17 protein-coding genes are annotated in these 21,062 nt (G+C 72.6%); 6 read left to right on the top strand and 11 right to left on the bottom strand.

Features of this window, described 5'->3' with window-relative positions; all coding sequences use genetic code 11:
• Nucleotides 1-3 precede the first annotated feature (3 nt).
• The gene (locus tag ACFQU4_RS15315; RefSeq protein ID WP_377493287.1) at nucleotides 4-189 is read left to right on the top strand and encodes a hypothetical protein; all 186 of its coding nucleotides are present in this window, start codon (nucleotides 4-6) and stop codon (nucleotides 187-189) included.
• Nucleotides 186-827, top strand: a complete 642-nt coding sequence (locus ACFQU4_RS15310; protein ID WP_377493285.1) for a Fic/DOC family protein — start codon at nucleotides 186-188, stop codon at nucleotides 825-827. Before ACFQU4_RS15315 ends, ACFQU4_RS15310 begins: the two co-directional genes overlap by 4 nt.
• A gap of 1 nt (nucleotide 828) precedes the next feature.
• Here ACFQU4_RS15310 and ACFQU4_RS15305 read toward each other — a convergent pair whose 3' ends face one another.
• On the bottom strand, nucleotides 829-1,650 hold the full coding sequence (locus ACFQU4_RS15305) for an isocitrate lyase/phosphoenolpyruvate mutase family protein (RefSeq protein ID WP_377493283.1): 822 nt from the start codon (nucleotides 1,648-1,650) through the stop codon (nucleotides 829-831).
• 71 nt (nucleotides 1,651-1,721) lie between these two features.
• On the opposite strand from ACFQU4_RS15305, the gene ACFQU4_RS15300 reads away from it, so the two are divergent.
• The gene (locus ACFQU4_RS15300; protein WP_377493281.1) at nucleotides 1,722-2,729 is read left to right on the top strand and encodes a helix-turn-helix domain-containing protein; all 1,008 of its coding nucleotides are present in this window, start codon (nucleotides 1,722-1,724) and stop codon (nucleotides 2,727-2,729) included.
• Nucleotides 2,730-2,742: 13 nt separating this feature from the next.
• Here ACFQU4_RS15300 and ACFQU4_RS15295 read toward each other — a convergent pair whose 3' ends face one another.
• Nucleotides 2,743-3,312, bottom strand: coding sequence for a phage tail tip lysozyme (locus tag ACFQU4_RS15295; RefSeq protein ID WP_377493279.1), 570 nt, complete (start codon nucleotides 3,310-3,312; stop codon nucleotides 2,743-2,745).
• Nucleotides 3,313-3,461: 149 nt separating this feature from the next.
• Nucleotides 3,462-4,094 carry an SGNH/GDSL hydrolase family protein gene (locus ACFQU4_RS15290; RefSeq protein WP_377493277.1) on the bottom strand — a complete coding sequence of 211 codons (633 nt, stop codon included), beginning with the start codon at nucleotides 4,092-4,094 and terminating at the stop codon, nucleotides 3,462-3,464.
• Between the two features lie 98 nt (nucleotides 4,095-4,192).
• Between ACFQU4_RS15290 and ACFQU4_RS15285 the strand changes: the two genes are divergently transcribed.
• The 3 genes from ACFQU4_RS15285 (at nucleotide 4,193) to ACFQU4_RS15275 (ending at nucleotide 8,370) form a co-directional block, all read left to right on the top strand.
• On the top strand, nucleotides 4,193-4,342 hold the full coding sequence (locus tag ACFQU4_RS15285; protein WP_377493275.1) for a hypothetical protein: 150 nt from the start codon (nucleotides 4,193-4,195) through the stop codon (nucleotides 4,340-4,342).
• Between the two features lie 109 nt (nucleotides 4,343-4,451).
• The gene (gene clpB, locus ACFQU4_RS15280) at nucleotides 4,452-7,052 is read left to right on the top strand and encodes an ATP-dependent chaperone ClpB (RefSeq protein WP_377493273.1); all 2,601 of its coding nucleotides are present in this window, start codon (nucleotides 4,452-4,454) and stop codon (nucleotides 7,050-7,052) included.
• 49 nt (nucleotides 7,053-7,101) lie between these two features.
• Nucleotides 7,102-8,370: a hypothetical protein gene (locus ACFQU4_RS15275; protein ID WP_377493271.1), complete on the top strand. Its 1,269-nt coding sequence runs from the start codon at nucleotides 7,102-7,104 to the stop codon at nucleotides 8,368-8,370.
• Here the strand turns inward: ACFQU4_RS15275 and ACFQU4_RS15270 are convergent.
• From ACFQU4_RS15270 to ACFQU4_RS15235, 8 genes are all read right to left on the bottom strand, one after another.
• On the bottom strand, nucleotides 8,358-9,533 hold the full coding sequence (locus ACFQU4_RS15270) for a phosphotransferase (RefSeq protein WP_377493269.1): 1,176 nt from the start codon (nucleotides 9,531-9,533) through the stop codon (nucleotides 8,358-8,360). The two genes, ACFQU4_RS15275 and ACFQU4_RS15270, sit on opposite strands and share 13 nt — an antisense overlap.
• Nucleotides 9,530-10,975 (bottom strand): lipopolysaccharide biosynthesis protein, encoded by a 1,446-nt coding sequence (locus ACFQU4_RS15265; RefSeq protein ID WP_377493267.1) that lies wholly within the window; start codon nucleotides 10,973-10,975, stop codon nucleotides 9,530-9,532. The genes ACFQU4_RS15270 and ACFQU4_RS15265 overlap by 4 nt, the downstream gene beginning before the upstream one ends.
• A complete protein-coding gene (locus ACFQU4_RS15260; RefSeq protein WP_377493265.1) occupies nucleotides 10,972-13,518 on the bottom strand; it encodes a glycosyltransferase in 2,547 nt (848 codons plus the stop codon). The genes ACFQU4_RS15265 and ACFQU4_RS15260 overlap by 4 nt, the downstream gene beginning before the upstream one ends.
• A 31-nt stretch (nucleotides 13,519-13,549) precedes the next feature.
• Nucleotides 13,550-15,403, bottom strand: a complete 1,854-nt coding sequence (locus ACFQU4_RS15255) for an O-antigen ligase family protein (protein WP_377493263.1) — start codon at nucleotides 15,401-15,403, stop codon at nucleotides 13,550-13,552.
• A gap of 67 nt (nucleotides 15,404-15,470) precedes the next feature.
• Nucleotides 15,471-16,100, bottom strand: a complete 630-nt coding sequence (locus ACFQU4_RS15250; RefSeq protein WP_377493261.1) for a hypothetical protein — start codon at nucleotides 16,098-16,100, stop codon at nucleotides 15,471-15,473.
• Nucleotides 16,097-18,484, bottom strand: a complete 2,388-nt coding sequence (locus ACFQU4_RS15245) for a glycosyltransferase family 4 protein (protein ID WP_377493259.1) — start codon at nucleotides 18,482-18,484, stop codon at nucleotides 16,097-16,099. Before ACFQU4_RS15245 ends, ACFQU4_RS15250 begins: the two co-directional genes overlap by 4 nt.
• 138 nt (nucleotides 18,485-18,622) lie before the next feature.
• On the bottom strand, nucleotides 18,623-19,795 hold the full coding sequence (locus ACFQU4_RS15240) for an ROK family protein (RefSeq protein WP_377493257.1): 1,173 nt from the start codon (nucleotides 19,793-19,795) through the stop codon (nucleotides 18,623-18,625).
• A 4-nt stretch (nucleotides 19,796-19,799) separates the two neighbouring features.
• Nucleotides 19,800-21,062: a sulfatase gene (locus ACFQU4_RS15235; protein ID WP_377493255.1), complete on the bottom strand. Its 1,263-nt coding sequence runs from the start codon at nucleotides 21,060-21,062 to the stop codon at nucleotides 19,800-19,802.

Below are 21,062 nucleotides of genomic sequence, written 5' to 3'. Positions count from 1 at the left end.
GCCGTGCTCAGGGCGAAGCTGGACACCACCCGCCGTCGGCGGGCGATCGCGGACGCGCGCCGTACCTCCGAACTCGAGGGCTCGCGCAGCACCGAGGAGACCCGCGCCGACCAGGACGCCTACGTACGCGGCGAGATCGACATCGATCAGCTCGGCGAGCGCGTCCGGGCCCGCTACGGTCTCGGTTGAGCCGGCCCGATCCCTGGACCGTCGGCGACGACGAGGAACGCTGGCGCGGCTACCTGATCCCGCCCGAGCACACGGTGTTGCGCAATCTGGTCGGCGCCACCAGCGACGAGGAACTCCGGGCCGCGGAGAACGACCTGCTGGAATACCGGTTCGCCGAACTCCGCGAGGATCCGGGCCTGGTCCCGCACACGTACGACCTTGATCATGTCCGGAACCTGCACCGGCAACTCTTCCAGGACGTCTACCCGTGGGCCGGTGAGCTGCGCACCGTGGGCCTGACCAAGGGCGTCGGTCACCCGTTCCTGCCGCCGCGGGAGATTCCGACGCTGGTCGCCCGGGTGGCGCAACGGATCGCCCGGACCGACCGGCTGCGGCAGATGCCGCCGCCGCACCTGGGCCGGGAGCTCGCGGAGCTCTACGACCTGCTGAACTACGCGCATCCGTTCCGGGAGGGCAACGGTCGCTCGCAGCGGGAGTTCTTCGCTCAGCTGCTCGCCGAGTCCGGCCACCGCCTGGCCTGGGACCGGATCGAGACCAGCGATCTGCACTTCGCCTGCGAGGTCGCCCGCAACCGCGGTGACCGGATGTACCTGCTGACGATCATCAACACCGCGCTGAGCGACCACCCCGGCTACTGAGTCAGCGGACCGGTCCGGCCTGGAGCGGACCCATCTCGATCCCTTCCGGTACGTCCTCGAGGGAGCCGGCCAACATCGCGCCGGCCCAGTCCCGCACCTGCCGGTACGCGCTCAGGGTGAGCGTCGGGCCGGCGCTGATCCGGCGCACCCCGAGCTCGGCGTAGCGCGCCAGCGGGACCGTACCCCGGCCGACCATCAGGTTGAGCGGCGCGGGTACGCCGGCGACCAGGTCCCGGACCAGCGCGGGATCGGTGACGCCGGGAACGAAGACGCCGTCGGCACCGGCCTCGACGAAGGCGCGGGCCCGCTCGATCGTCGCCGCCACCAGGTCCGGTCCGGCGCTGCCGGCCGGGGCCAGCAGGAAGGTGTCGATCCGCGCGTTCAGGAACAGCCTGATCCCGGCGGCGTCCGCCACGGCCCGGACCCGGCGCAGCGTCTCGGCGTGGTCCGCGGCCGGGAGCAGTAGCCCGGCGGCGGCGTCCTCGAGGTTGATCCCGACGGCCCCGGCTTCGATGACGCCCGCGACGGCGGCCTCGACCCCGCCAGGCTCGCCGGGATAGCCGCCCTCCAGATCGACCGTGACCGGGATCGTGACGGCGCTGATCATCCGGGCTGCGGCGTCGAGCGCGGTCGCCCGGTCCAGCCCGCTCCCGTCGGCCAGGCCGCGGCTCCAGGCGACCCCGGCGCTGGTCGTCGCCACCGCGGCCGCTCCGGCCGCCGCGACCATCCGGGCGCTGGGCGGATCCCAGGCGTTGGGCAGGATCAGGAAGTCGTCGTGCAGCCGGTGGAACTCCTCGGCCTGCTGGTGCTGAGTGCTCGTCACGGCGATCACTATGTCCGCGGGCGCCGGCGGCCGATAATGATTCGGAAATTCCCGAACCCGAGGATCGGCCCGTGTCCCGCACCATCGGCTTCACCGCGCAGGACGCGGCCCGGGTCCGGTTCGGCCGGTCCTGCCTGTGGGAGACGGTCGCCAGCATCCGGGTGCTGCGGAACCCGGCCGGCCACGGCGTCCACCGGCCCTGGATCCGCCGGGTCCGTCCCGAGCTCGACCGGCTGCTGGCCCGGGTCCCGGAGCCGGTCGGAGCGGCGTTCGCCCTGCTCGGCGAGCTGGTCGGGTCCGGCGCTCAGGGGCACTACATGCCCGACCTGCTGACCCCGCCGCCCACGTCGCTCGAGCCGGCGCTGGCGGCGGAGCTCGAACGGCTGGCCGGTACGCCGCCCGAGGTGGTCCGGGCCCAGCTGACGTACCTCAGGGATCGGTGGAGTCCGCGGCTGCAGGCGATGGCCGACGACCCGGGGACCTGGCTCGCCCGGGTGGCCGAGGCCGTCGCCGCCTACTGGGAGGTCGCGCTGGCCCCGTCCTGGTCACGGGTGTCGGCGCTGGCCGACGCCGAGGTGTTCCACCGGTCCAGGCAGCAGGCCGCCGAGGGGACCTCGTCGCTGTTGAACGACCTGCACGAACGGGTGGTCTGGGACGGCCGGCAACTCACCGTGTCCGGCACGAGGTGTCTCGGCGCCCACGACCTCGAGGGCGGCGGGCTGTGCCTGGTGCCGAGCGTCTTCGTCTGGCCGACGGTGCTGGTGATCGCCGACGAGCAGACCGCTCAGCTGGCGTTCCCGTGCCGCGGTGTCGGCACGCTGTGGGCCGATCAGGACCCGCCGGCGGCCGGCGCGTTGGAGGAGGTGATCGGCCGGTCGAAGGCCCGGCTGCTCGCCGCGCTGCAGGCCCCGCTGTCCACCACCGAGGCGGCCGCCCGGGTCGAACTCTCGGTGAGTACGGCCTCGGAGCACCTCACCGCGCTGCGCGCTGCCGGCCTGGTCCGGACCCATCGGACCGGCCGGCGCACGCTGCACGTCCGTACGGCTGCCGCGGACACCCTGATCGCGGCCAACCCGTGACGCCGGTGGACGGTCAGGTGTAGAGGTTGTACGCGTCCTGGGCGTAGGCGATCCGGCGATCGGTGTGGCAGGTGCCGCAGCCCTCGTACTTGTCCTGGAACGCGACCACGGCTGCCTCGATCGTGGTCGCAGCCCGCAGCTGGGCCAGCCCGTAGTAGGAGAACTCGGTCAGCTCGTACCAGACGAAGTCGAGCTGCACCTGCAGGCCGTAGCGGTCGACGCCGGCGTTGTTGGCGAACTCGACCAGGTTGTCGCCGGGGTAGGTGTCCCAGCGGCCGCCGGCACTCCACTGGGCCAGGCCGCGCCCGGGGCCGCCGCCGATCTGGTGAATGGTCGGGTCCATGTAGGACTCCTGGTCGAGGTTGCCGACGACGCCGGCGGCCTGGACCGGGGTGAGCCCCTTGCCGACGAAGTACTTGAAGGCGGCCTCCTCGTTGGCCCGGATCACGCCGTCGGCTGCGGCCGGAAGCTCGCGTGGTTGGGCGGTCGCGGCCGGCGCGGCCATGGCGGTGCCGATCAGAGCCAGCACGAAGGCGCCGGCGACGGCGAGTGAGCGGAAGTTGACGCGTCGTCCGTTGAACATCGGACCTCCTGGTCGTCGTTGATCGATGAAACTGACCCCCGAGCCCCCGTTATGGATCCGTGATCCGTGGTCGATCCTGCCAGGGCGGTCATCAATTGTCGAGACCTGGAGGAACTGGGCAGAATTTTTACCTGCGCTTCACGTCCCGGTCAGAAAATCCGCCGGGCCGCCTCGGCGATGAGCCGGTGACCGGCCTCGTTCGGATGGTTGACGTGCGACATCAACGACTCCAGCGGTACGCCGTCGAGAACCGCGGCCTGGAAGGCGGCGTAGCTGTCGATCAGCCCGGTCTCGTGCTCGGCGGCCAGCCCGCGGACCTGCTCGGCGTGCCGAGCAAGATCATCTTCGGGGTCCAGCAGTGCGGACCGCTGATCCGCGGACGGGGTCAGCAGGACGACCCGGGCACCGGCCTGTTGGCCCCGGATGATCATGGACGTCCATGACTCCCGCGCCTGGTCGAGCCCGATGGTCCGGTCGTTCAGGGCGTAGTCGATGAAGATCACGTCCGGCCGATGATCAAGAACGGCGTCGAACCTGGCGGCGCCGGCCGCGGAGTGCTCGCCACCGATCGCGGTCACGATCGTGTTGATCACCGCGTACGGGAAGCGCCCGCACAACTCCTCCAGCACCAGCTGCGGATAGCTCTGCAGGGTACGTACGGACGGGGTGTCGAAGTAGCCGGACGGGACGCTGTGCCCGTGGAAGACGAGGTTGACCGTCCGGTTGTCGGGCCAGGGTCGTTCCAGGAGCTCGCGCAGCGGCGCGAGGTAGCCCGTCGTCATGCCGGTGATCATGTCATGGCCCGATCGAGGTCCTGGTGCCGAGCCGCCGGTCGACGACAATGGGGTCATCCCCTGGCCCCGACCTGAGGAGTCGCATCGTGGTTCCGCTGGCGTTCCCCGGACCGACCGAACTCATCATCATCACCGTCACCCTGCTGCCGACCATCGCCTTCGTGGTCCTGGTCGTCCTGCTGGCCCGTCGTCGGGGGACGACCGCGCCGCCCGAGAGCGGCGACCGGAAGGGCTGACCGAAAGTTGAGCGGATCACGCTCAACCTTGTTGATCCTCCTTGCCTGGCGTCGTAAAGTTGAGCCCGGAAGACTCAACTAGGTCGCTGCACAGGAGTACAACCCACGAATGGACACCAACAAGCTCACCACCAAGAGCCGCGACGCGGTCTCGGCCGCGTTGCGGAACGCGCTGACCTCGGGCAACCCGAGCGCGGAGCCGCAGCACTTGCTGCACGGCCTGCTGATGGTGCCCGACAACACGGTCGGGCCGCTGCTCGCGTCGGTCGGCACCGACCCCCAGGTGGTCGACGCCGCGGCCCGCGGGGCGATCGCGAAGCTGCCTTCGGCCAGCGGTGCGTCGGTGAGCCAGCCGCAGCTTTCCGGTGCCCTGGCCCGGGTGCTGGCCGACTCGGAGAACCGGGCCGAGCAGCTCGGCGACTCCTTCGTCGCCACCGAGCACTTGCTCATCTCCCTGGCTGCGGTGGATTCCGCGGCGAAGAAGATCTTGACCGATCTCGGTGCGACGTCGGAGAAGTTGATCACCGCGTTCAACGAGAGCCGGGGCAGCAAGCGGGTGACCAGCGCGGAGGCCGAGGGTACGTCCTCGGCCCTGGAGCAGTACGCCGTCGACCTGACCGCGTCCGCCCGGGAGGGCAAGCTCGACCCGGTGATCGGCCGCGACGGCGAGATCCGGCGGGTGGTGCAGGTGCTGGCCCGGCGGACCAAGAACAACCCGGTGCTGATCGGTGAGCCCGGCGTCGGCAAGACGGCCGTGGTCGAGGGTCTGGCCCAGCGGCTGGTCGCCGGCGACGTGCCCGACTCGCTGAAGGGTCGCCGGCTGATGTCGCTCGACCTGTCCTCGATGGTGGCGGGGGCCAAGTATCGCGGCGAGTTCGAGGAGCGGCTGAAGGCCGTCCTGAACGAGATCCGGGACGCCGAGGGCCAGATCATCACCTTCATCGACGAGCTGCACACGGTGGTCGGCGCGGGCGCCAGCGGTGACTCCTCGATGGATGCCGGCAACATGTTGAAGCCGATGCTGGCCCGCGGCGAACTGCGGATGATCGGCGCGACCACGCTGGACGAGTTCCGGGAACGGATCGAGAAGGATCCGGCCCTGGAGCGACGGTTCCAGCAGGTCTTCGTCGGCGAGCCGAGCGTCGAGGACACGATCGCGATCCTGCGCGGCCTGCGGGAGCGGTACGAGGGGCACCACAAGGTCGCGATCACCGACTCCGCCCTGGTCGCCGCGGCCTCGCTGTCGCACCGCTACATCACCTCCCGGCAGCTGCCGGACAAGGCGATCGACCTGATCGACGAGGCCGCCTCCCGGCTGCGGATGGAGATCGACTCCTCTCCGGAGGAGATTGATCAACTTCGTCGCGGCGTGGAGCGGATGAAGATGCAGCAGTTCGCGCTGGAGAAGGAGACCGACCCCGGCAGCGCCGACCGGCTGCAGCGGCTGCGGGAGGAACTGGCCGACGCCGAGGAGAACCTGCGCGGCCTGGAAACCCGGTGGGAGTCCGAGAAGCAGGGCCTGAACCGGGTCGGTGAACTGAAGGAGAAGATCGACGAGCTGCGCGGTGCCGCCGACCGGGCGCTGCGGGACGGCGACCTGGTCCGCGCCAGTGAGCTCAGTTACGGCGAGATCCCTGCCCTGGAAAAGGAACTGGAGTCCGCCAGCGAGCCGGAGAAGCAGGCCAAGCCGATGGTCTCGGAGGAGGTCGGCGCGTCCGACATCGCCGAGGTCGTGTCCAGCTGGACCGGGATCCCGGTCGGCCGGCTGCTGGAGGGCGAGAGCGAGAAGCTGCTCAGCATGGAGGACCGGCTGGGGGAACGACTGATCGGTCAGCGGGCCGCGGTGCGCGCCGTCTCCGATGCGGTACGGCGCTCGCGGGCCGGCATCTCCGACCCGAACCGGCCGACCGGATCGTTCCTGTTCCTCGGCCCGACCGGCGTCGGCAAGACCGAGCTGGCCAAGTCGCTCGCGGAGTTCCTCTTCGACGACGAGCAGGCCATGATCAGGATCGACATGAGCGAGTACTCCGAGAAGCACTCGGTGGCTCGCCTGGTCGGTGCCCCGCCCGGCTACGTCGGGTACGAGGAGGGTGGCCAGCTGACCGAGGCGGTCCGCCGCCGGCCGTACTCGGTGATCTTGCTCGACGAGGTCGAGAAGGCCCACGCCGAGGTCTTCGACATCCTGTTGCAGGTGCTCGACGACGGCCGGCTGACCGACGGCCAGGGCCGTACCGTCGACTTCCGGAATGTGATCATGATCTTGACCTCCAACCTGGGATCGCAGTTCCTGGCCGACCAGACCCTGGACGCGGAGTCCAAGCGGAACGCCGTGATGGGCATCGTCCGGGGCTCCTTCAAGCCCGAGTTCCTGAACCGGCTGGACGAGGTCGTACTGTTCGACGCCCTCGGCACCGAGGACCTGGCCAAGATCGTCGAGATCAACCTGCACCGACTGAACCAGCGGCTGGCCGACCGCCGGATCTCCGTCGAGGTGACCCAGGGAGCGAAGGACTGGCTGGCCCTGACCGGCTTCGACCCGGTCTACGGCGCCCGGCCGCTGCGCCGGCTGATCCAGTCCACGATCGAAGATCAACTGGCCCGGCGGGTGCTGGCCGGCGAACTCGGCGACGGCGAGACGATCACCTTCGACGTGGACGACGCCAACGACGGTCTGGTGGTCGTCCCGCAGGTGGAGGCCTCCCTGACCTGAGGTCCGGATTCCGTGCCCGGGCGGGAGGAACGAGGGCTACGCTCGGCCCATGACGGCTCGGGGACTCGGCGCGGTGTTGCTGGCCGCGACGATCACCGTCGGCGGGGCCGCGTGCGGGACGACCGAACGGGATCGGTTGGCACCGGTGGCGGGGGAGAGCCGTACCGCATCGGCGCCGACCGCCGGGCGGAGCGCGTCGCACGGCACGGCCCAGCCGCCTGCTCCCGGCGGCCCGAGCCGGGCACCGTCGACACCGGCTGTGCCACCCACGCCGACGCCGCGGAATCCGGAGAAGCTCACCGCGCGGCGGATCCCGACCAGCGCACCGCCTGCTGATCCGTCCGGTCCCGCCACCCCGCCGCCGCGTCCGACTCGGCCCGGCGGTAGCTCGTCGCCGCCGCCGGCCGCGCCTTCGATGGCGGCCGGTGCGGAGAACTTGTTCGGCGCCGGCGGCATCTTCACCAGGTCGATCCGGCGGGCCGCGGCCGGCGACGGCGGTGCCGTGGAGGTGCTGGCCCGGGACGCGCGTGACCGCGGTGCCGGGGTGAGCTTCGAGCGGTGGAACGTGTCGTTCTACCGGGTGCCGCCGGGGACCCCGCGGGTGCCGGTCCGGTTCGCCGACTGTTACGGCGACGGGATCATCCCACCCGTCTTCACGGCCGCGCTGAGTTCGGTGCCGATCCCGGCCGGCGCGCTGCCCGCCGCGGGCGACGACCGGCACCTGTCGATCTACGCCCCGGACACCGACCAGCTCTGGGAACTGTGGCGTGCGGAACGGACCGAGTCCGGCTGGCAGGCCTGCTGGGGCGGCCGGATCGACGACGTGAGCCGGTCCTCCGGGTCCTTCCCGGACGGCACCGGCGCCGCCGGGTCCGGCCTGGCGCTGGCCGGTTCCATGATCACCATGGCCGAGGTACGGGCCGGCCGGATCGGCCACGCGATGAGCCTGGTGGTGCCGACGGTACGGGCCGACGCGTACAGCTGGCCGGCCAACCGGACCGACGGCCGGAGCGACGACCCGAACGCCCCGATGGAGGGCCAGTTGTTCCGGCTGGACCCGGCGATCGACGTGGACAGCCTGTCGCTGAGCCCGTTCGGGCGGATGGTCGCCCGAGCCGCGCAGGAGTACGGCTTCATCGTCGTCGACCAGAGCGCCGCGGTCGGCGTCGTCACGGAGAGCGGCCTGGCGCAGAAGACGCGTACCGGGACCGATCCCTGGACCGGGCTGCTGCGGCTTGATCGCTACGACAAGTACGACCTGATGGACGGGTTCCCCTGGCAGCGGCTGCAGGCGATGCCGAAGGACTACGGGCGTTGACCGGCGGCGGCCAGCGCGTCCCGGCCGGCCAGCCAGCGGGACCGGCGGTCCGGATCCGGCCGGCCGCCCGGTCCTGACCTGGCGGCGATCGTCGTCAGGGCCGCCAGCAGCTCGGTCCGCAGTTCGGCGCCGGCCAGTCCGGGCCGGCCGGTCGCGGCCAGCAACCGGCCCAGCCCGGCGCCGGCGGCCGGAGCGGTCAGCGCCCGTACCGTGGCGGCGACCGGGTCGGCGTCGGCCGCCGGATCCGCGGTGACGAGGAAGAAGACCGCATCGAGCAGCGGATCGCCCGGCCCGGCGGCCTCCCAGTCGACGACGCCGATGCCGGCCGGGCCGAGCAGCACGTTCGCCGGCCACAGGTCGCCGTGAACCAGGCCGCGCGGAGCGGTCGTGGTCGCCAGCCAGTCCAGCACCGCGGCGATTCCGGGGATTCGGTCGACGCCGCCGGACCAGTGCCGCTGCAGCGAGACGCCTGGAAGATGATCTTGTCCGGAGGCGTACCAGACCTCGTTGGATGCGGTGCCCGCAGCCGCGGGGACACCGGGCGTGCCGGCCAGTCGGACCAGGACCTCGCGCTCGGAGCGGAGCGGCCGGGCCTGCCCGACCGGCCCGAGCTTCACGTGCCGGGCCGGCCGGCCGGTCGGGTCTCCGTAGCTGATCACGAGCCGGCCGCTCGTCGCCCCGGTGCCGGTGGCCAGGGCGATCGGCGGGCCGGCCGGCCCGGTGAGCCCGGCCGGACCGGCCCAGCGGTCCCGCGGACCGTCCTCGGGTACGAGCAGCGCCGCCGTGCCGTGGAAGGCCCAGCGAGCCGCGGCGGGCCAGCGGCCGAGGCGACGTGCGACCCGGCCCGGCAGGCCCCAGGCGGGCCGGACGCTGTCGGCGAACCAGGCGCGGGCCCCGGGCAGGTCCAGCCGGACCAGCCACTGCGGCTCGGAGACCGGGCCGAAGACCCCGTACCTGGCCACCAGGTCCCAGCCGGTGGGCGGCCGGTACGGCCGACCGGTCGGGCCGAGCACCAGAGCCGGCCCGGTGGCCGTCGCGAGCGACCGGTGCAGGCTGCGGGCCGAGGCCGTCCGGTCCATGATCAACACGGTCCCGGTGCCGGGCGCTGCCAGCCCGGCCAGCCACACCTCGATCCCGGCCAGCCGATCCGAGTGGCTCGTCATCGCTCGCCCCGTCGAGCCCCGGCCAGCCTGCGCAGCCGCGACACCGCGGTCCGGTCGAACCGGGTCAGCAGGATCAGATAGAGCGCCGCCCCGGTCATCGCCAAGATCACCAACCGAGGGCCGGTCGACAGCACCGGGGTGACCAGCCGGGAGAGCCCGAACACCGCGCCACCGGCCAGACCGGCCGCGAGCAGGGCCGGCCAGATCGCGTGCCACTGGTCGGCGATCCGCAGCCCGAGCACGGATCTGATCAACCCCAGCCGTACCAACGTGAAGATCAACTGCAGGCCGAGCAGGGTGCCGGCGACAGCGACGATCGAGTGGCCGGCTGCCCACCACAGGGCCGGCGCGAAGATGATCAACCGGATCACCGAGAGGATGATCATCAGCCGGGTCCGCCCGGTCGCCTTGTACACCTCGCCGGCGTGGAAGCTCAAGGCGTAGACGGCGGCGCAGAGGCCGAGCAGGCGGAGTGGCGTGGTGGCCTCGCCGAACCGTGGCCCCAGCACGACGGTGACGATCTCCGGCGCGGTGGCGGCCAGCCCGACCCCGACCGGTACGGCCAGCGCGGCGACGGTGGCTGTCACCGCAAGGTATTCCCGGCGCAACGCGTCCGGATCGTCCTGCACCCGGGCGAAGCTGGAGAACAGCACTTGGCCGATCACCGCGCAGACGCTGATCACCAGCAGTTCGGGGATCCGGAACGCCATCGTGTAGACGCCGAGCTGCTCGGCGCCGAGCCGTCGGCCGATCACGAAGTAGTCGAGGTTGTCCAAGATCAGCGCCAGCAGGGACACGCCTGAGATCGGCAGGCCGTAGCTCACCAGGGCCTTCGCGGTGGGTGTCGACCAGCCCAGCACCCGGCCACTCGCCCGGCGCCGATGGACGACCCAGTAGAGCCCGGTCGTCACGGCCGCCCCGGCCAGCTGCCCCCAGACCAGACTCCAGACGCCGCCACCGGTGAGGGCCAGCCCGATCGAGACGACCGCCTTGATCACCGCTCCGGACACCTCGGGCACCGCCCGGTCCCGGAAGAGGAGCCGGCGACGCAGCCAGGCATCCGGCAGCACCGCCAGCCCGCTGATCAACAGCGCCCCCGACAAGGCCTGGATCACCGGCACCAGTCGATGATCACCGAGCAGCAGCGCCAACGGCTCGGCGCCGAGGAGGCAGCCGGCCGCGAGTACGGCCGCACTGATCATGGTCAGCGTCGCGGCGGTCGGCGCCACGGTGCCGAACGGCAGCCGCGTCTGGACCAGAGCCGATCCGACCCCGAGATCCTTCAGCCGGTCGAAGACGTTGATCGCCAGCAGCCCCATCGCCAGCAGGCCGAACGCCTCCGGCTCGAGCAGCCGGGCCAGCACCACCGTCGCGACGAAGCCGATCAACCGGCCCCCGCCGTGCTGGGCGAGGTTCCAGACCACGCCGCGTACGGTGCTCATCCGTCACCGGACACCTTCATCGGGGCGGCGGCGCTCGACGGCGGTCGCGGGTCCGTGCCGAACACGGCGTCGTAGGCGCCGGCGACCGGACCTGGCGCGAATCGGGTGGCGAAGAGGCGGCGTGCGCCGGCCGACTCCAGCGGCCGTCGGGCCGGGTCGGCCATGATCGACATGGCCCGGGCGAACGGTTCCGGCCGGTCGGCGATCCGGAGTCCCGCGACATCGGCCTCGACGATTCCCTCGGCGCCGACCGCGGTGCTCACCACGGGCAGCCCGCGGGCCAGCGCCTCCAGGGTCTTGATCTTGATCCCGGAACCGAACCGGAGTGGCGTGATCAATGCCGCGACCCCGGCCAGTGCCGAGTCGAGGTCGGCGACATAGCCGTGCAGGGTGACCCGGCCGGCCCAACGCTCGGCCGCCGCGACCAGGGCCGGCCCGGCCCCGTGGCCGATCACCCGGAGCCGGGCGTCCGGCCGTTCCCGGAGCAGGGCCGGCATGACCTCGTCGAGCACCCAGCTCAGGCCGTCGTGGTTGTGCGGGACGGACAGCAACCCGACGAAGGCGAAGTCGGCCGCGCCGTGCCACGATCGGGCCGGGCCGGACCGGACGCGCAACGACGGCGGCAGGACGGCGACGTCCTGCCCGATGTCACCGGCGAGGAGGTTGGCCTCGCGTTGGTTCAGCAGCACCGGCAGATCGCTGGCCCGGGCGGCCCGGCGCTCGCTGCGCGCCACCCGCCGGGACTCGAGCCGGAGCAGCAGGTTCCGGCTCGCCGGCAGCCGGGTCAGCGGCTGCAGCCGGCGCGGGATGAAGCCGCCGAACTGGCCCAGCGGATCGAACCCGGTGTCGCTGTGCCGCAGCACCTCGAGCATCCGCCGATAGCGGACCGAGAACAGGTCGTCGAGATAGAGGATCCGCCGGGTCCGGTCCGGCCCGCCGGCCGGAACGTGTTGAGCCATCCGGATCGTGTCCATGATCAACAAGTCCACGTCGAGCGCGGCCAGGGTGTCGCCGACCGCGGCCGTCACCGTCGCCGAGGCGGTGAACGTCTCCTGCAGGCTGCGACCGCGAAGTCCGGCCTGCATGATCGCGCTGCGGAGTTGATCACGTCGGGTCGGTCGGCCGAGCTCGTGCAGCCGGATCCCGGCCAGGTCGGCCGGCAGTCCGGTCAGCGGCCGGCCGACGTGCAGGTAGTGCACCCGTTCCGGCCCGAGCCGATCGGCGAGGTGCCGGAGGAACCCGGTCAGGACGACCGACTTGCCGTTGTCCGCCGGTTCCAACTCGAACGCGCTGAGGACGGCCGCCGACCGGATCGGATCGCGACCCGGCGACCCGTTCTCGACCTGATCACCGGCCCGCGCGGTCACCAGCCGATGGTCCGGTGACGTACCGCTCGGGGTCCGCTCGCCGAGCACCTCGTCGTAGAGGGCGCGCAGCTGTTTCGCCCAGCCGACGGCCGAGAAGCAGCGCCGGTGCCGCTCCCGTGCCGCGAGGCCCAGCCGGCGTCGGAGGGCTGGGTCGCCGACCACCTCGGCGACGGCGGCGGCCAGCGCGTCCGGGTCGCCGGCGGGCACCAGCCGCCCGCACTGCGGCGTGATCAGGTCCGGCAGCCCGCCGACCGCGGTCGCGACCACCGGGCGGCCCGCGGCCAGGGCGCTGATCACTGCCGTCGGCAGCGCGTCGGCGAGGCTCGGCTGGATGACCAGGTCGGCGGCCGCGAGCAGTGCGTCGACGTCCGATCGGTAGCCGAGCAGCCGGACCCGATCGCGAAGGATCGGGTCGGCGGCCACCCGGTCGGTCAGCTCCGGGAGCAGTTCGCCGTCGCCGGCCAGCGCGAACACCAGCGGCGGGTCGCCGGCGTAGCGCCGGACGGCGTCCAGCAGCAGTGCATGACCCTTCTCGGGCCGGAGCAGCGAGACCGTGACGGCCAGCAGTTCGCCCGGCCGGACACCGAGCTCCGTACGGACGGCTCGGGGATCGGTCGGCCCCGGATGCGCCACGCCGTTCGGGATCCGGACCAGGCCGTCGGCCCGGCCGGTCAGGCTCCGATACCAGTCCTGCTGCGCGGACGACACGGCGATCACCCGCGCGAACAGCCGTCGCCGGGCCAGCACGGCGAGCCCGATCCGGACCCGGTCCGGCCAGCCGGCCGGGGGCGGCTCGATCACGTGCAGGGTGCTGACCGCCGGTAGCCCGAGCCGTCGGGCGGCCAGCCCGCCGACCAGGTCGGCGTGCTTGAGGTGGGTGTGCACCAGGTCGGGCCGGAGCCGGCGAAGCAGCCGGGTGACCCGGCCGACGGCACGGAGGTCGTACCGGCCGGCGTGCAGTTCATGCACCGTGACGCCGGCCTCCCGCAGCCGTACCGCAGCGTGGTGGTCGACCGCGTCCGACAGTGCGATCACCGTCAGCTCGACTTCGGCCCGGCGGGCGGACCCGGCGAGCTCGACGAGGGCGGACTCGGCGCCGCCGGCACCGAGCGAATGAATGATGTGGACAACGTGTACGGGCCGATCCAGATCGGCCGCGCTCCCCCGAGCACCCACGTTGGTCTCCTTACTGTGAACGGTTGAATCTCTAGCCGGTACTTCGCCTTCGGTCGATGGCGATCGCGGCGCCGAGGAGTCCGAGGACTCCTCCGGCCAGGCCGCCGGCGACACCGACGAGCCCGAGCTGGGCGACGGATGGTTCGGTCCGGGTGACGGGACGGTCCCGGTCCCAGACCACGGTGAAGACCTCGGTCAGCCCGGCTCTGCGCAGGGCGGCGTCGCCCGCGGTGACGGCCGCGTCGACCCGGTCGAGGGCGGCGCCGGTCGTCTCGGCCGAGGCCGTCAGCCGGACCACGCCGGCGCCGACGTCGCCCTGGGCGGTCACCGGTTGCGTCGACGACTGTCCGACCACGACCGCGAGGGTCGGGATGACGCCGGTCCGGGTGCGCAGGCTGAGCAGGTAGCTGTCGTCGGGGTCGACCGGCACCACCCGGCCGGTCGCGGTCGCCGTCGATCCGAGCGGGGCCAGGGCCAGCGCGCCCGCCGTGATCAGGGCTCCGAGCGCGGCGCCCAGCCCGACCAGGACCGGTCGCACGCTGCTGCGGATCACCGGGCCGAGCGGCACCCGTCGGGCCTGGACCCAGATCGCCGCCGACAGGCAGACCATGATCAATTCGACCCGGGCGTACGACAGGTGCAGGAAGAAGCCGGCGACGCACCAGGCCAGCTGCCCGGCCAGCAACCCGGCAGCGTACGGCCGGTAGCGGGCCCGCAGTTCGGGCGACATCCGCCGCGCCGTCAGGCAGGTCGCACCGGCCAGGACGAGGCCGACTCCGACCAGGAGCAGGAAGGCGAGCAGGCCGAGCAGCCCGACCTCGGCCCACAGCCCGAGATAGAGGTTGTGCGGTGCCAACACCCGATCGATCTGCTGGCCCGCCTCCGCGGCATAGCGGCCGAACGCCGGGATGTAGCCGTCCGGCCCCACCCCGACCAACGGCCGGTCCGCGATCATGGCCAGCGCCACCCGCTGGGTGGCCAGCCGGGACAGCACCGACGGGTCCTCCGCGGCGAGCTGTACGTCCTCGTCGCCGAAGCTCAGCAAGCGACTGCCGACCCCCGGCAGCAGCAGGGCCAGGGCACCGGTCGGCACGATGGCCAGCAGCCACCGGCCGTGGCCGGCGGCGATCAGGTAGCCGAGCAGCGCGACCCCGGCGGCCAGGAACCCGCCCCGAGAGCTGGTCAGGTAGATCCCGGCCAGCAGCAACAGCGCGATCAGCCCGGCAGCGCCGGCCCACCGGCGCCGGCCCAGCTTCCAGGCGCGCTCGGCCAGGGCGAGCGCCAACGGCAACCCGGCGACCAGCAGTCGGGCCCAGAAGTTCGGATCCGGCAGCGGCCCCGCGTGCCGCGCCGTGGTGGTGCCGACGCCCAGGTAGTCGGTGACGGTCTCGAAGCCGAAGAAGGTGAAACCGTTGCCGAGCAGGAACTCGTTGGCCAGACCGAGCAGGGCGATCGCCGCCATCGGCAGCGTCACGGCGAGGGCGATCGCGGACCAGCGGTCGACATTCGCCGCCAGCACCGAGAGCACGCCGGTGAACAGGGCCAGGTTCAGGGCCTCCCGGACCCCGTCGCCGGTGATCGCCGGTGAGAGCGGCGACGCCAGGAAGGACGTCGTCACCGCGAGCAGATAACCGATCATGGCGAACAACGGCAGCCAGACCATGATCGCCCGCCCGGGCAGCACCCGCAGCACCGCCACCAGCCCGGCGGCAGCCAGTGCCGCGACGAACGGCGACACCGGCAGGTGCGGCGCGAGCACGCCGAACGCGCCCGAGAATTCGAACGCGATCATGGCGCACAGGGCGGCCGTGGCCAGCTTGATCAGACCGGCCGTCCGGTCCGTCGAGACGGCACCGGTGTCGGCCGGGAGGGCGGTGGCGATCATGGGCTGCCGGTGATCTTGGTCCGGGCGTCGATCTTGGTTCGGTCGCTGATCATGAACCCGTTGTCGATCATGGTCGGTCCTGCATGCGTCGGCCGAACCGGGCGCCGGACCATCGGTCGCGGATCGCGGCGAGGCCGACGTAGCCGAAGGCTCCGGCCAGGAGTCCGGCCAGTCCGGCGATGCCGGCCCAGACGAACAGGCTGAGTCCGGACTCCCGGGCCGTCGGCGGTCGCGAGTCCAACACCGTGACCCGGTACGGCTTCAGGATCCGGTTCGCCTCCGGCGTCGCCGACGTCAACACCTCGGCCAGCGCTGCCTCGACCTCGGCCCGGTTCGTACCACTGGCCGTCACCTGGAGCACGGCACTGGGCGGCACCGCGCCGGCCGAGACCTCGACCTCCGGGTGGGCCGCATGCCAGCGATTCTCGGAGTAGATCTCGGCGGCCGTCGCCACCACCTGGCCGCGGCTCAACGTCTCGTACAGGGCCGCCTGCTCGGACACGGACTTGCCGGTCGGGACCACGACGACGGCGTGTTCGGCGGTCCAGGTCGGCGGGCTGGCGAGCCCGTACCCGAGACCGGCGGAGGCGACCAACAGGCCGAGCAGTACGGCGACCAAGGCTGGCCAGCGGGTGGTCCGCGGCCTGTCCTCCGCCAGGTCCGCGCTGCGTTCGCGGGCCACCGCGTGCGCGGTCACCGGAGTCCTCCGACCTGAGCGGCCCGACGCAGCCGGCGCCGAGCGGGCGGGCGGAGGACCGAGCGGTAGAGGTGATCGAGCCGGGCGGTCCAAGCAGGCCGGCCGTACACGTGCTCGACGTGCTCCCGGCCCCGCTTGCCGCGCAGGGTGGCCTCTTCGGGGTGATCGAGGGCGTCCAACAGCGCGTCAGCCAGGGCGTCCGGATCGCCGACCGGGGTCAGCCAACCGGTGGCGGCGGTGACGACGTCGGTGCTGCCGCCGGCTGCGGTGCAGACCACCGGCAGGCCGGCCGCGGCCGCCTCGATCAGGGCTGTCGGCAACGCCTCGCTGTGGCTGGCGGACACCACCCCGTCGACCGCGGCGAGCACGGCCGGTACGTCGTCGCGGCGGCCGAGCAGGACGACCCGATCGGCCAGGTCGAGGCGCTCGAGCTCCGCCTCGATCGCCGGCCGGAAGTCTCCGTCGCCGACGATCAGCAGCCGGGCCGGCCGACCCGCGTCCTTGACCCGGCGCCAGGCCCGCAGCAGGTCCAGATGGCCCTTCGGCTCGCGCAGCGCGGCCAGCACGGCCCAGGTCGGAGTGCCGTCCCGCGGCAGGTCCGGTGCCGGCCGGGCGGTCGCGAAGCGGGTCAGGTCGACGCCGTTCGGCACCAGACGCCACCGGTGGGTCGCCGGGCCGTGCCGGTCGGCGAACGCCTCGAGGACGGGGCGCGACAGCAGCACCAGGGCGCCGAGCCGGGCCGGGATCCGTACCGAAAGGCGCTCCTTCAACCGTTCCACCGGGCGCAGCTCGGACGGCAGGTGGTGCAGCGTGGCGACGCAGCCGATGCCGGCGAGCCGGGCGGCCGGCGGCAGCAGGGTCGCCGAGTAGCCGAGGTGGGCGTGCACCACGTCCGGCCGGAGCTTGCGCAGGGCACGGACGAGCCGGACGAAACCGATCGGGTCGATCAGCCGGCGGACTCCGAGGTGGACCGGCCTCAGTCCGGCGTCGGTCAGTCGGTCCAGCAGAGCGTCGCGGCCCCGCCCGGCGGGCCCGAGGCTGGCCGCGCGCAACTCCCAGTCCTGGCCGTCCGGGTGCCGGCCGAGATCGGCGACCAGGTTCTCGGCGCCGCCGAAGCTGAACGAATCGAGGACGTGCAGCACCCGCAGCGACTCCGGCCGGGCCTCCGGGCGGGCCGGCAGACCCGCACAGACAGCGGCGGCGACCTCATCCCAGCCGGCGCTCCGGGCGAGCCGTTCCCGGCCCGCGCGGCCCAGCCGCTCGGCCTCGCCGGGGTCGCACAGCAGTCGGGTCAGGGCGGCCACGAGGGCCTCGGGATCGCCTTCTGGGACAAGGATTCCGGTCTCGCCGGGGCGTACCACGTCGGGCAGGTCGCCGACCGCGGTCGCGACCACCGGCCTGCCGAAGGCGTACGCAAGGTGGGCCACTCCGGACTGCGAGCCGCGGCGGTACGGCAGCGCCACCACTCGGGCTGCGCCGAAGAGGTCCGGCACCTGGTCCATCGGCACATAGCCGGCGTGCAACTCGGCTCCTGCCGTGCCGGCAACGGTCCGGCGGAGCGCGTCGGCGTCCAGGTCCGCGCCGAGATGTCCGGCCAGCACCAGCCGGGCGTCGGGCACGGCCGCGCGAACCCGTGGCCAGACGGCCAGCAGTTCGTCGACACCCTTGTAGCGGGTCAAGGTGCCGAAGCAGAGCACCCGACGATCGGTGTCCGCGACCGGCGGCGGCTCCGCAGCGACGAAGACACCTTCGTCGCCGTGCGGAACGACCCGTACCGGCGCGTCGATCGGCCAGTTGGCGCGCAGGACGTCACGGCTCCGCTCGCCGAGCGTGTACGCGACGTCGAGGACCCGATAGGCGCCGGCCAGGGCGCGCCGGAGCACCGGGTCGGTCTTGTAGTGCCCGTCCGGCCCGGCCTGTTCGACCAGGGGCCGCGGCTCGTGAGCGATCAGGCCGAGCGTGCTGCCGGGCAACAGCCGCCGGGCGACCTGCACGCCCCAGCCGTCGATCGGGAACCGCCACGCCGACCACAGCACGACGTCCGGCTGGTTCCGGCGGAGCCATGCGAGCGTCACCAGCCAGGCGGCCAGGTGGCGTGCCGCGCGCCCGGCACGGCGCACCCGGCGCCACCAGTCGGGCTTGCCGGCGCCCGCCGTCGGGTGCCAGGTCGGCAGTCGAGATTCGATGATCATTCCGGGCACCCGGGAATTCAGTTCCGGCCTCGGACCGGTCAGCAATTCGACCCGATGACCGCGCCGAGCCAATCCCTCGCCGAGCTGAACGGCGAATTGGAAAAGTCCGCCCGAAGGCGGGAATTCGATCAAGACGATGTCATGCCCGCGCCCGTTTCCGGGCGCAGGTGAACGCGTTTCACCCGCCCACACGTGGACCCCCGAAAGCTGCTATTCCCCCTGGCCAGGCGCATGTCGCTGCCATGGCTGCGGACAGTTAACCGTTCGGCGAACGGGGTGGCAAGGGATTGTGAACAATTAGGGACTTTCGGCCCTAGGCGATGTTCGCTTCTACGCCCGTTCCTGTTCCTGTTCCAGCGGCGTGGCGAGATAGCGGTCCAGGGCCAGCGCGGCCGAGGCGCGGGCCCAATAGCCCGGCCGGGTGCTGTCGTCGTACCGGACGTTCGCCTCCCGCCCGACCAGCGCGCGGTAGCGGTGCCGGATCGCCTCGATGCAGGCGTCGATCTCGTCCGGCCGGCCCAGCCGGCCCCGCACGATGGTCTCGCCGGGGGCGACCAGGCTCATGATCAACGGGATCACCCGGCCCAGCTCCTCGGCCCGGGCCTGCCGAAGCTCGCGCAGGCCGGCGGTGTCGTCGGCGGGGTAGAGGTCGTGCTGGGACGACCCGGCCGGCAGCAGTTCGGCCTCGACGGCTCGCCGGACCAGGGCGTCGTCGGTGCAGGTGGCCTTGATGCAGCCCCGCTGGCCGCAACTGCAGGGCCGGTCGGAGCCGGGCACCACCAGGTGCGAGACCAGCCCGCCGGCGCCGGGGCTGTCCCAGCTCAGTTCGCCGCCGCGGATCTGGGCCGCCCGGACGGACCGGCCGACCAGCACGGTCAGGACGTCGTCGCCGCCACCGCCCCACCAGTAGTGCTCGACGGCCAGTGCCCGGACGTTGGGCTCCAGCCGGACCGGGTGGGGGAGCCGTTCCCGAAGGCCGCGGCGCAGCTCGTCGTGGTCGACGTCGGCCAGCAGTGGCGGCGGCTCGCCGTGGTGGGCCTCGGCCCACGGCGTCGCCATGCCCACTCCGAGGACGTCGGCGGCGCCGGCCTCGGCCACGATGTCGGCGACCAGCTGGACGGCTTCCGCGATCCGTTCGGTACGGGTGCTGCCGGTTGCGGTGGCCGACCGCCAGGCGACCTGGTCGCCGCGCAGGGTGAAGGCGCCGCAGGAGGTCCGCTCCGGGTGCAGGTGGGCGCCGACCACCAGCCGGGTGGCCGGTACGTCGAGCGGCACCACCGGCCGGCCGACCCCGCGCGGTGCCGCGGGCGGCGACTCCGCCAAGGCGCCGAGTTCGATCAGTTCGGCGACGGTCTTGGTGATCGTCGTGAAGGTGGCGCCGGTGGCCGCCGCCAGTTCCTTCCGGCCGCTGGGTCCCTCGCGAACGATCGCGCGCATGACCGCGGACGCGGTCACGTTGCGCTGGCGCACCATCAACCCGGTGCGCGCCGTGCGGGAACCCACCGGCTCAGCGTAGGACAGGCGGCGGGACCGGGCCGCGCAGCAGCGGATCGTCGGTCTCCACCATCCAGCGGTCCAGCCGGCGGGCCAGGTCGGCCCGGGTCGCCGCCGCCGCGGGGTCGTCGGCGAGGTTGCGTACCTCGTGCGGATCGAACCTCAGGTCGTGCAGCCGTACCGCGGGGACGGGCTGGTCGGCCCAGCCGGAATCGACCCAGAACCGCTTGCTCGGCGAGTCGTCGACGTTGGGCAGGGTGGGGACGCCGCGGGGTTCGAAGTCCTGGATGTACAACCAGCGGTCGGTCCGGATCGCCCGCTGCGGCTGATAGTCGACGTGGTACGTGACCTCGGCGAACGTCTCCTCGCGGACCGGGCGACCGGCCAGCGCCGGCAGCAGCGACCGGCCCTGCAGCCAGTCCGGCGCCTCCAGGTCGAGCAGTTCGCACAGGGTGGGGAACACGTCGACCTGGCTGACCAGTGAGTCGACGGCGAGGCCGGCCGGCAGCCCGGGGCCGCGCAGCATCATCATCACGCCGGTCCCGGTCGCGCCCAGGGTGCACTTCATCTCCGGCATCGCCAGGCCGTGGTCGGTGGTCACCAGGACGATCGTGTTCTCGGCCAGGCCTTCCTCCTCGAGCGTGTCCAGGACCGTCCCCAGCGTCTGGTCCACCTGACTCGCGGCCGACTGGAAGGACGCCATGTCGCGCCGGGTCACGGCCGCGTCCGGCAGCGTCGGGGCCGGCGCGGTCCACCGGTCGTCGCCCGGCGGATGCCCGAAGAGCCACTCGGTGTCGGTCATGGTGTGGGTCTCGATCAGCCCGACCGCGAGGAAGAAGGGCTGGTCGTGCTGGCGCCGCAGATAGCTCACCGCCGCGTCCCGGCGGGCCGACGCGAACTTCCCGTCGACCGGCAGCCGCTCGTGATAGCCGATCGTCCGCGTCGCGGCGTCCGGCCCGCTGGCCTCGTGCTGGACGCCGGCCAGCGCTGACGTGTAGCCGTGCCGGTGCAGGGTGTGGATGAGGTGCTGGTCGTACGAGGTGAGGCTGTGGCCGCGGTGGGCCAGGCCCAGCATCCCGGTGGAGTGGGCCCACTGCCCGGTCAGCAGCCCGGCCCGGCTCGGCGAGCAGGTCGGGGCGACCGAGTGGGCGTTGCGGAAGACCACCGACTGCTCGGCGAACTCCTGCAGCCGCGGCGTCCGGATCGGCGCGCCGTAGGGCTCGATGTAGCGCCCGGTGTCGTGGGTGTGGAAGTAGATGACGTTCGGGCGATTCAC

Source organism: Microlunatus sp. GCM10028923 (assembly GCF_042666975.1).
Classification (GTDB): domain Bacteria; phylum Actinomycetota; class Actinomycetes; order Propionibacteriales; family Propionibacteriaceae; genus Microlunatus.
Note: the sequence above shows the minus strand (reverse complement) of the source record. Positions and strands in the feature narration are given on the sequence as shown.

Coding starts and splice junctions, on each gene's coding strand:
- ACFQU4_RS15295 (WP_377493279.1), bottom strand. CDS start 3,312: ATGTTCAACGGACGACGCGTCAACTTCCGCTCACTCGCCGTCGCCGGC.
- ACFQU4_RS15290 (WP_377493277.1), bottom strand. CDS start 4,094: ATGACGACGGGCTACCTCGCGCCGCTGCGCGAGCTCCTGGAACGACCC.
- clpB (WP_377493273.1), top strand. CDS start 4,452: ATGGACACCAACAAGCTCACCACCAAGAGCCGCGACGCGGTCTCGGCC.
- ACFQU4_RS15275 (WP_377493271.1), top strand. CDS start 7,102: ATGACGGCTCGGGGACTCGGCGCGGTGTTGCTGGCCGCGACGATCACC.
- ACFQU4_RS15270 (WP_377493269.1), bottom strand. CDS start 9,533: ATGACGAGCCACTCGGATCGGCTGGCCGGGATCGAGGTGTGGCTGGCC.
- ACFQU4_RS15265 (WP_377493267.1), bottom strand. CDS start 10,975: ATGAGCACCGTACGCGGCGTGGTCTGGAACCTCGCCCAGCACGGCGGG.
- ACFQU4_RS15255 (WP_377493263.1), bottom strand. CDS start 15,403: ATGATCGCCACCGCCCTCCCGGCCGACACCGGTGCCGTCTCGACGGAC.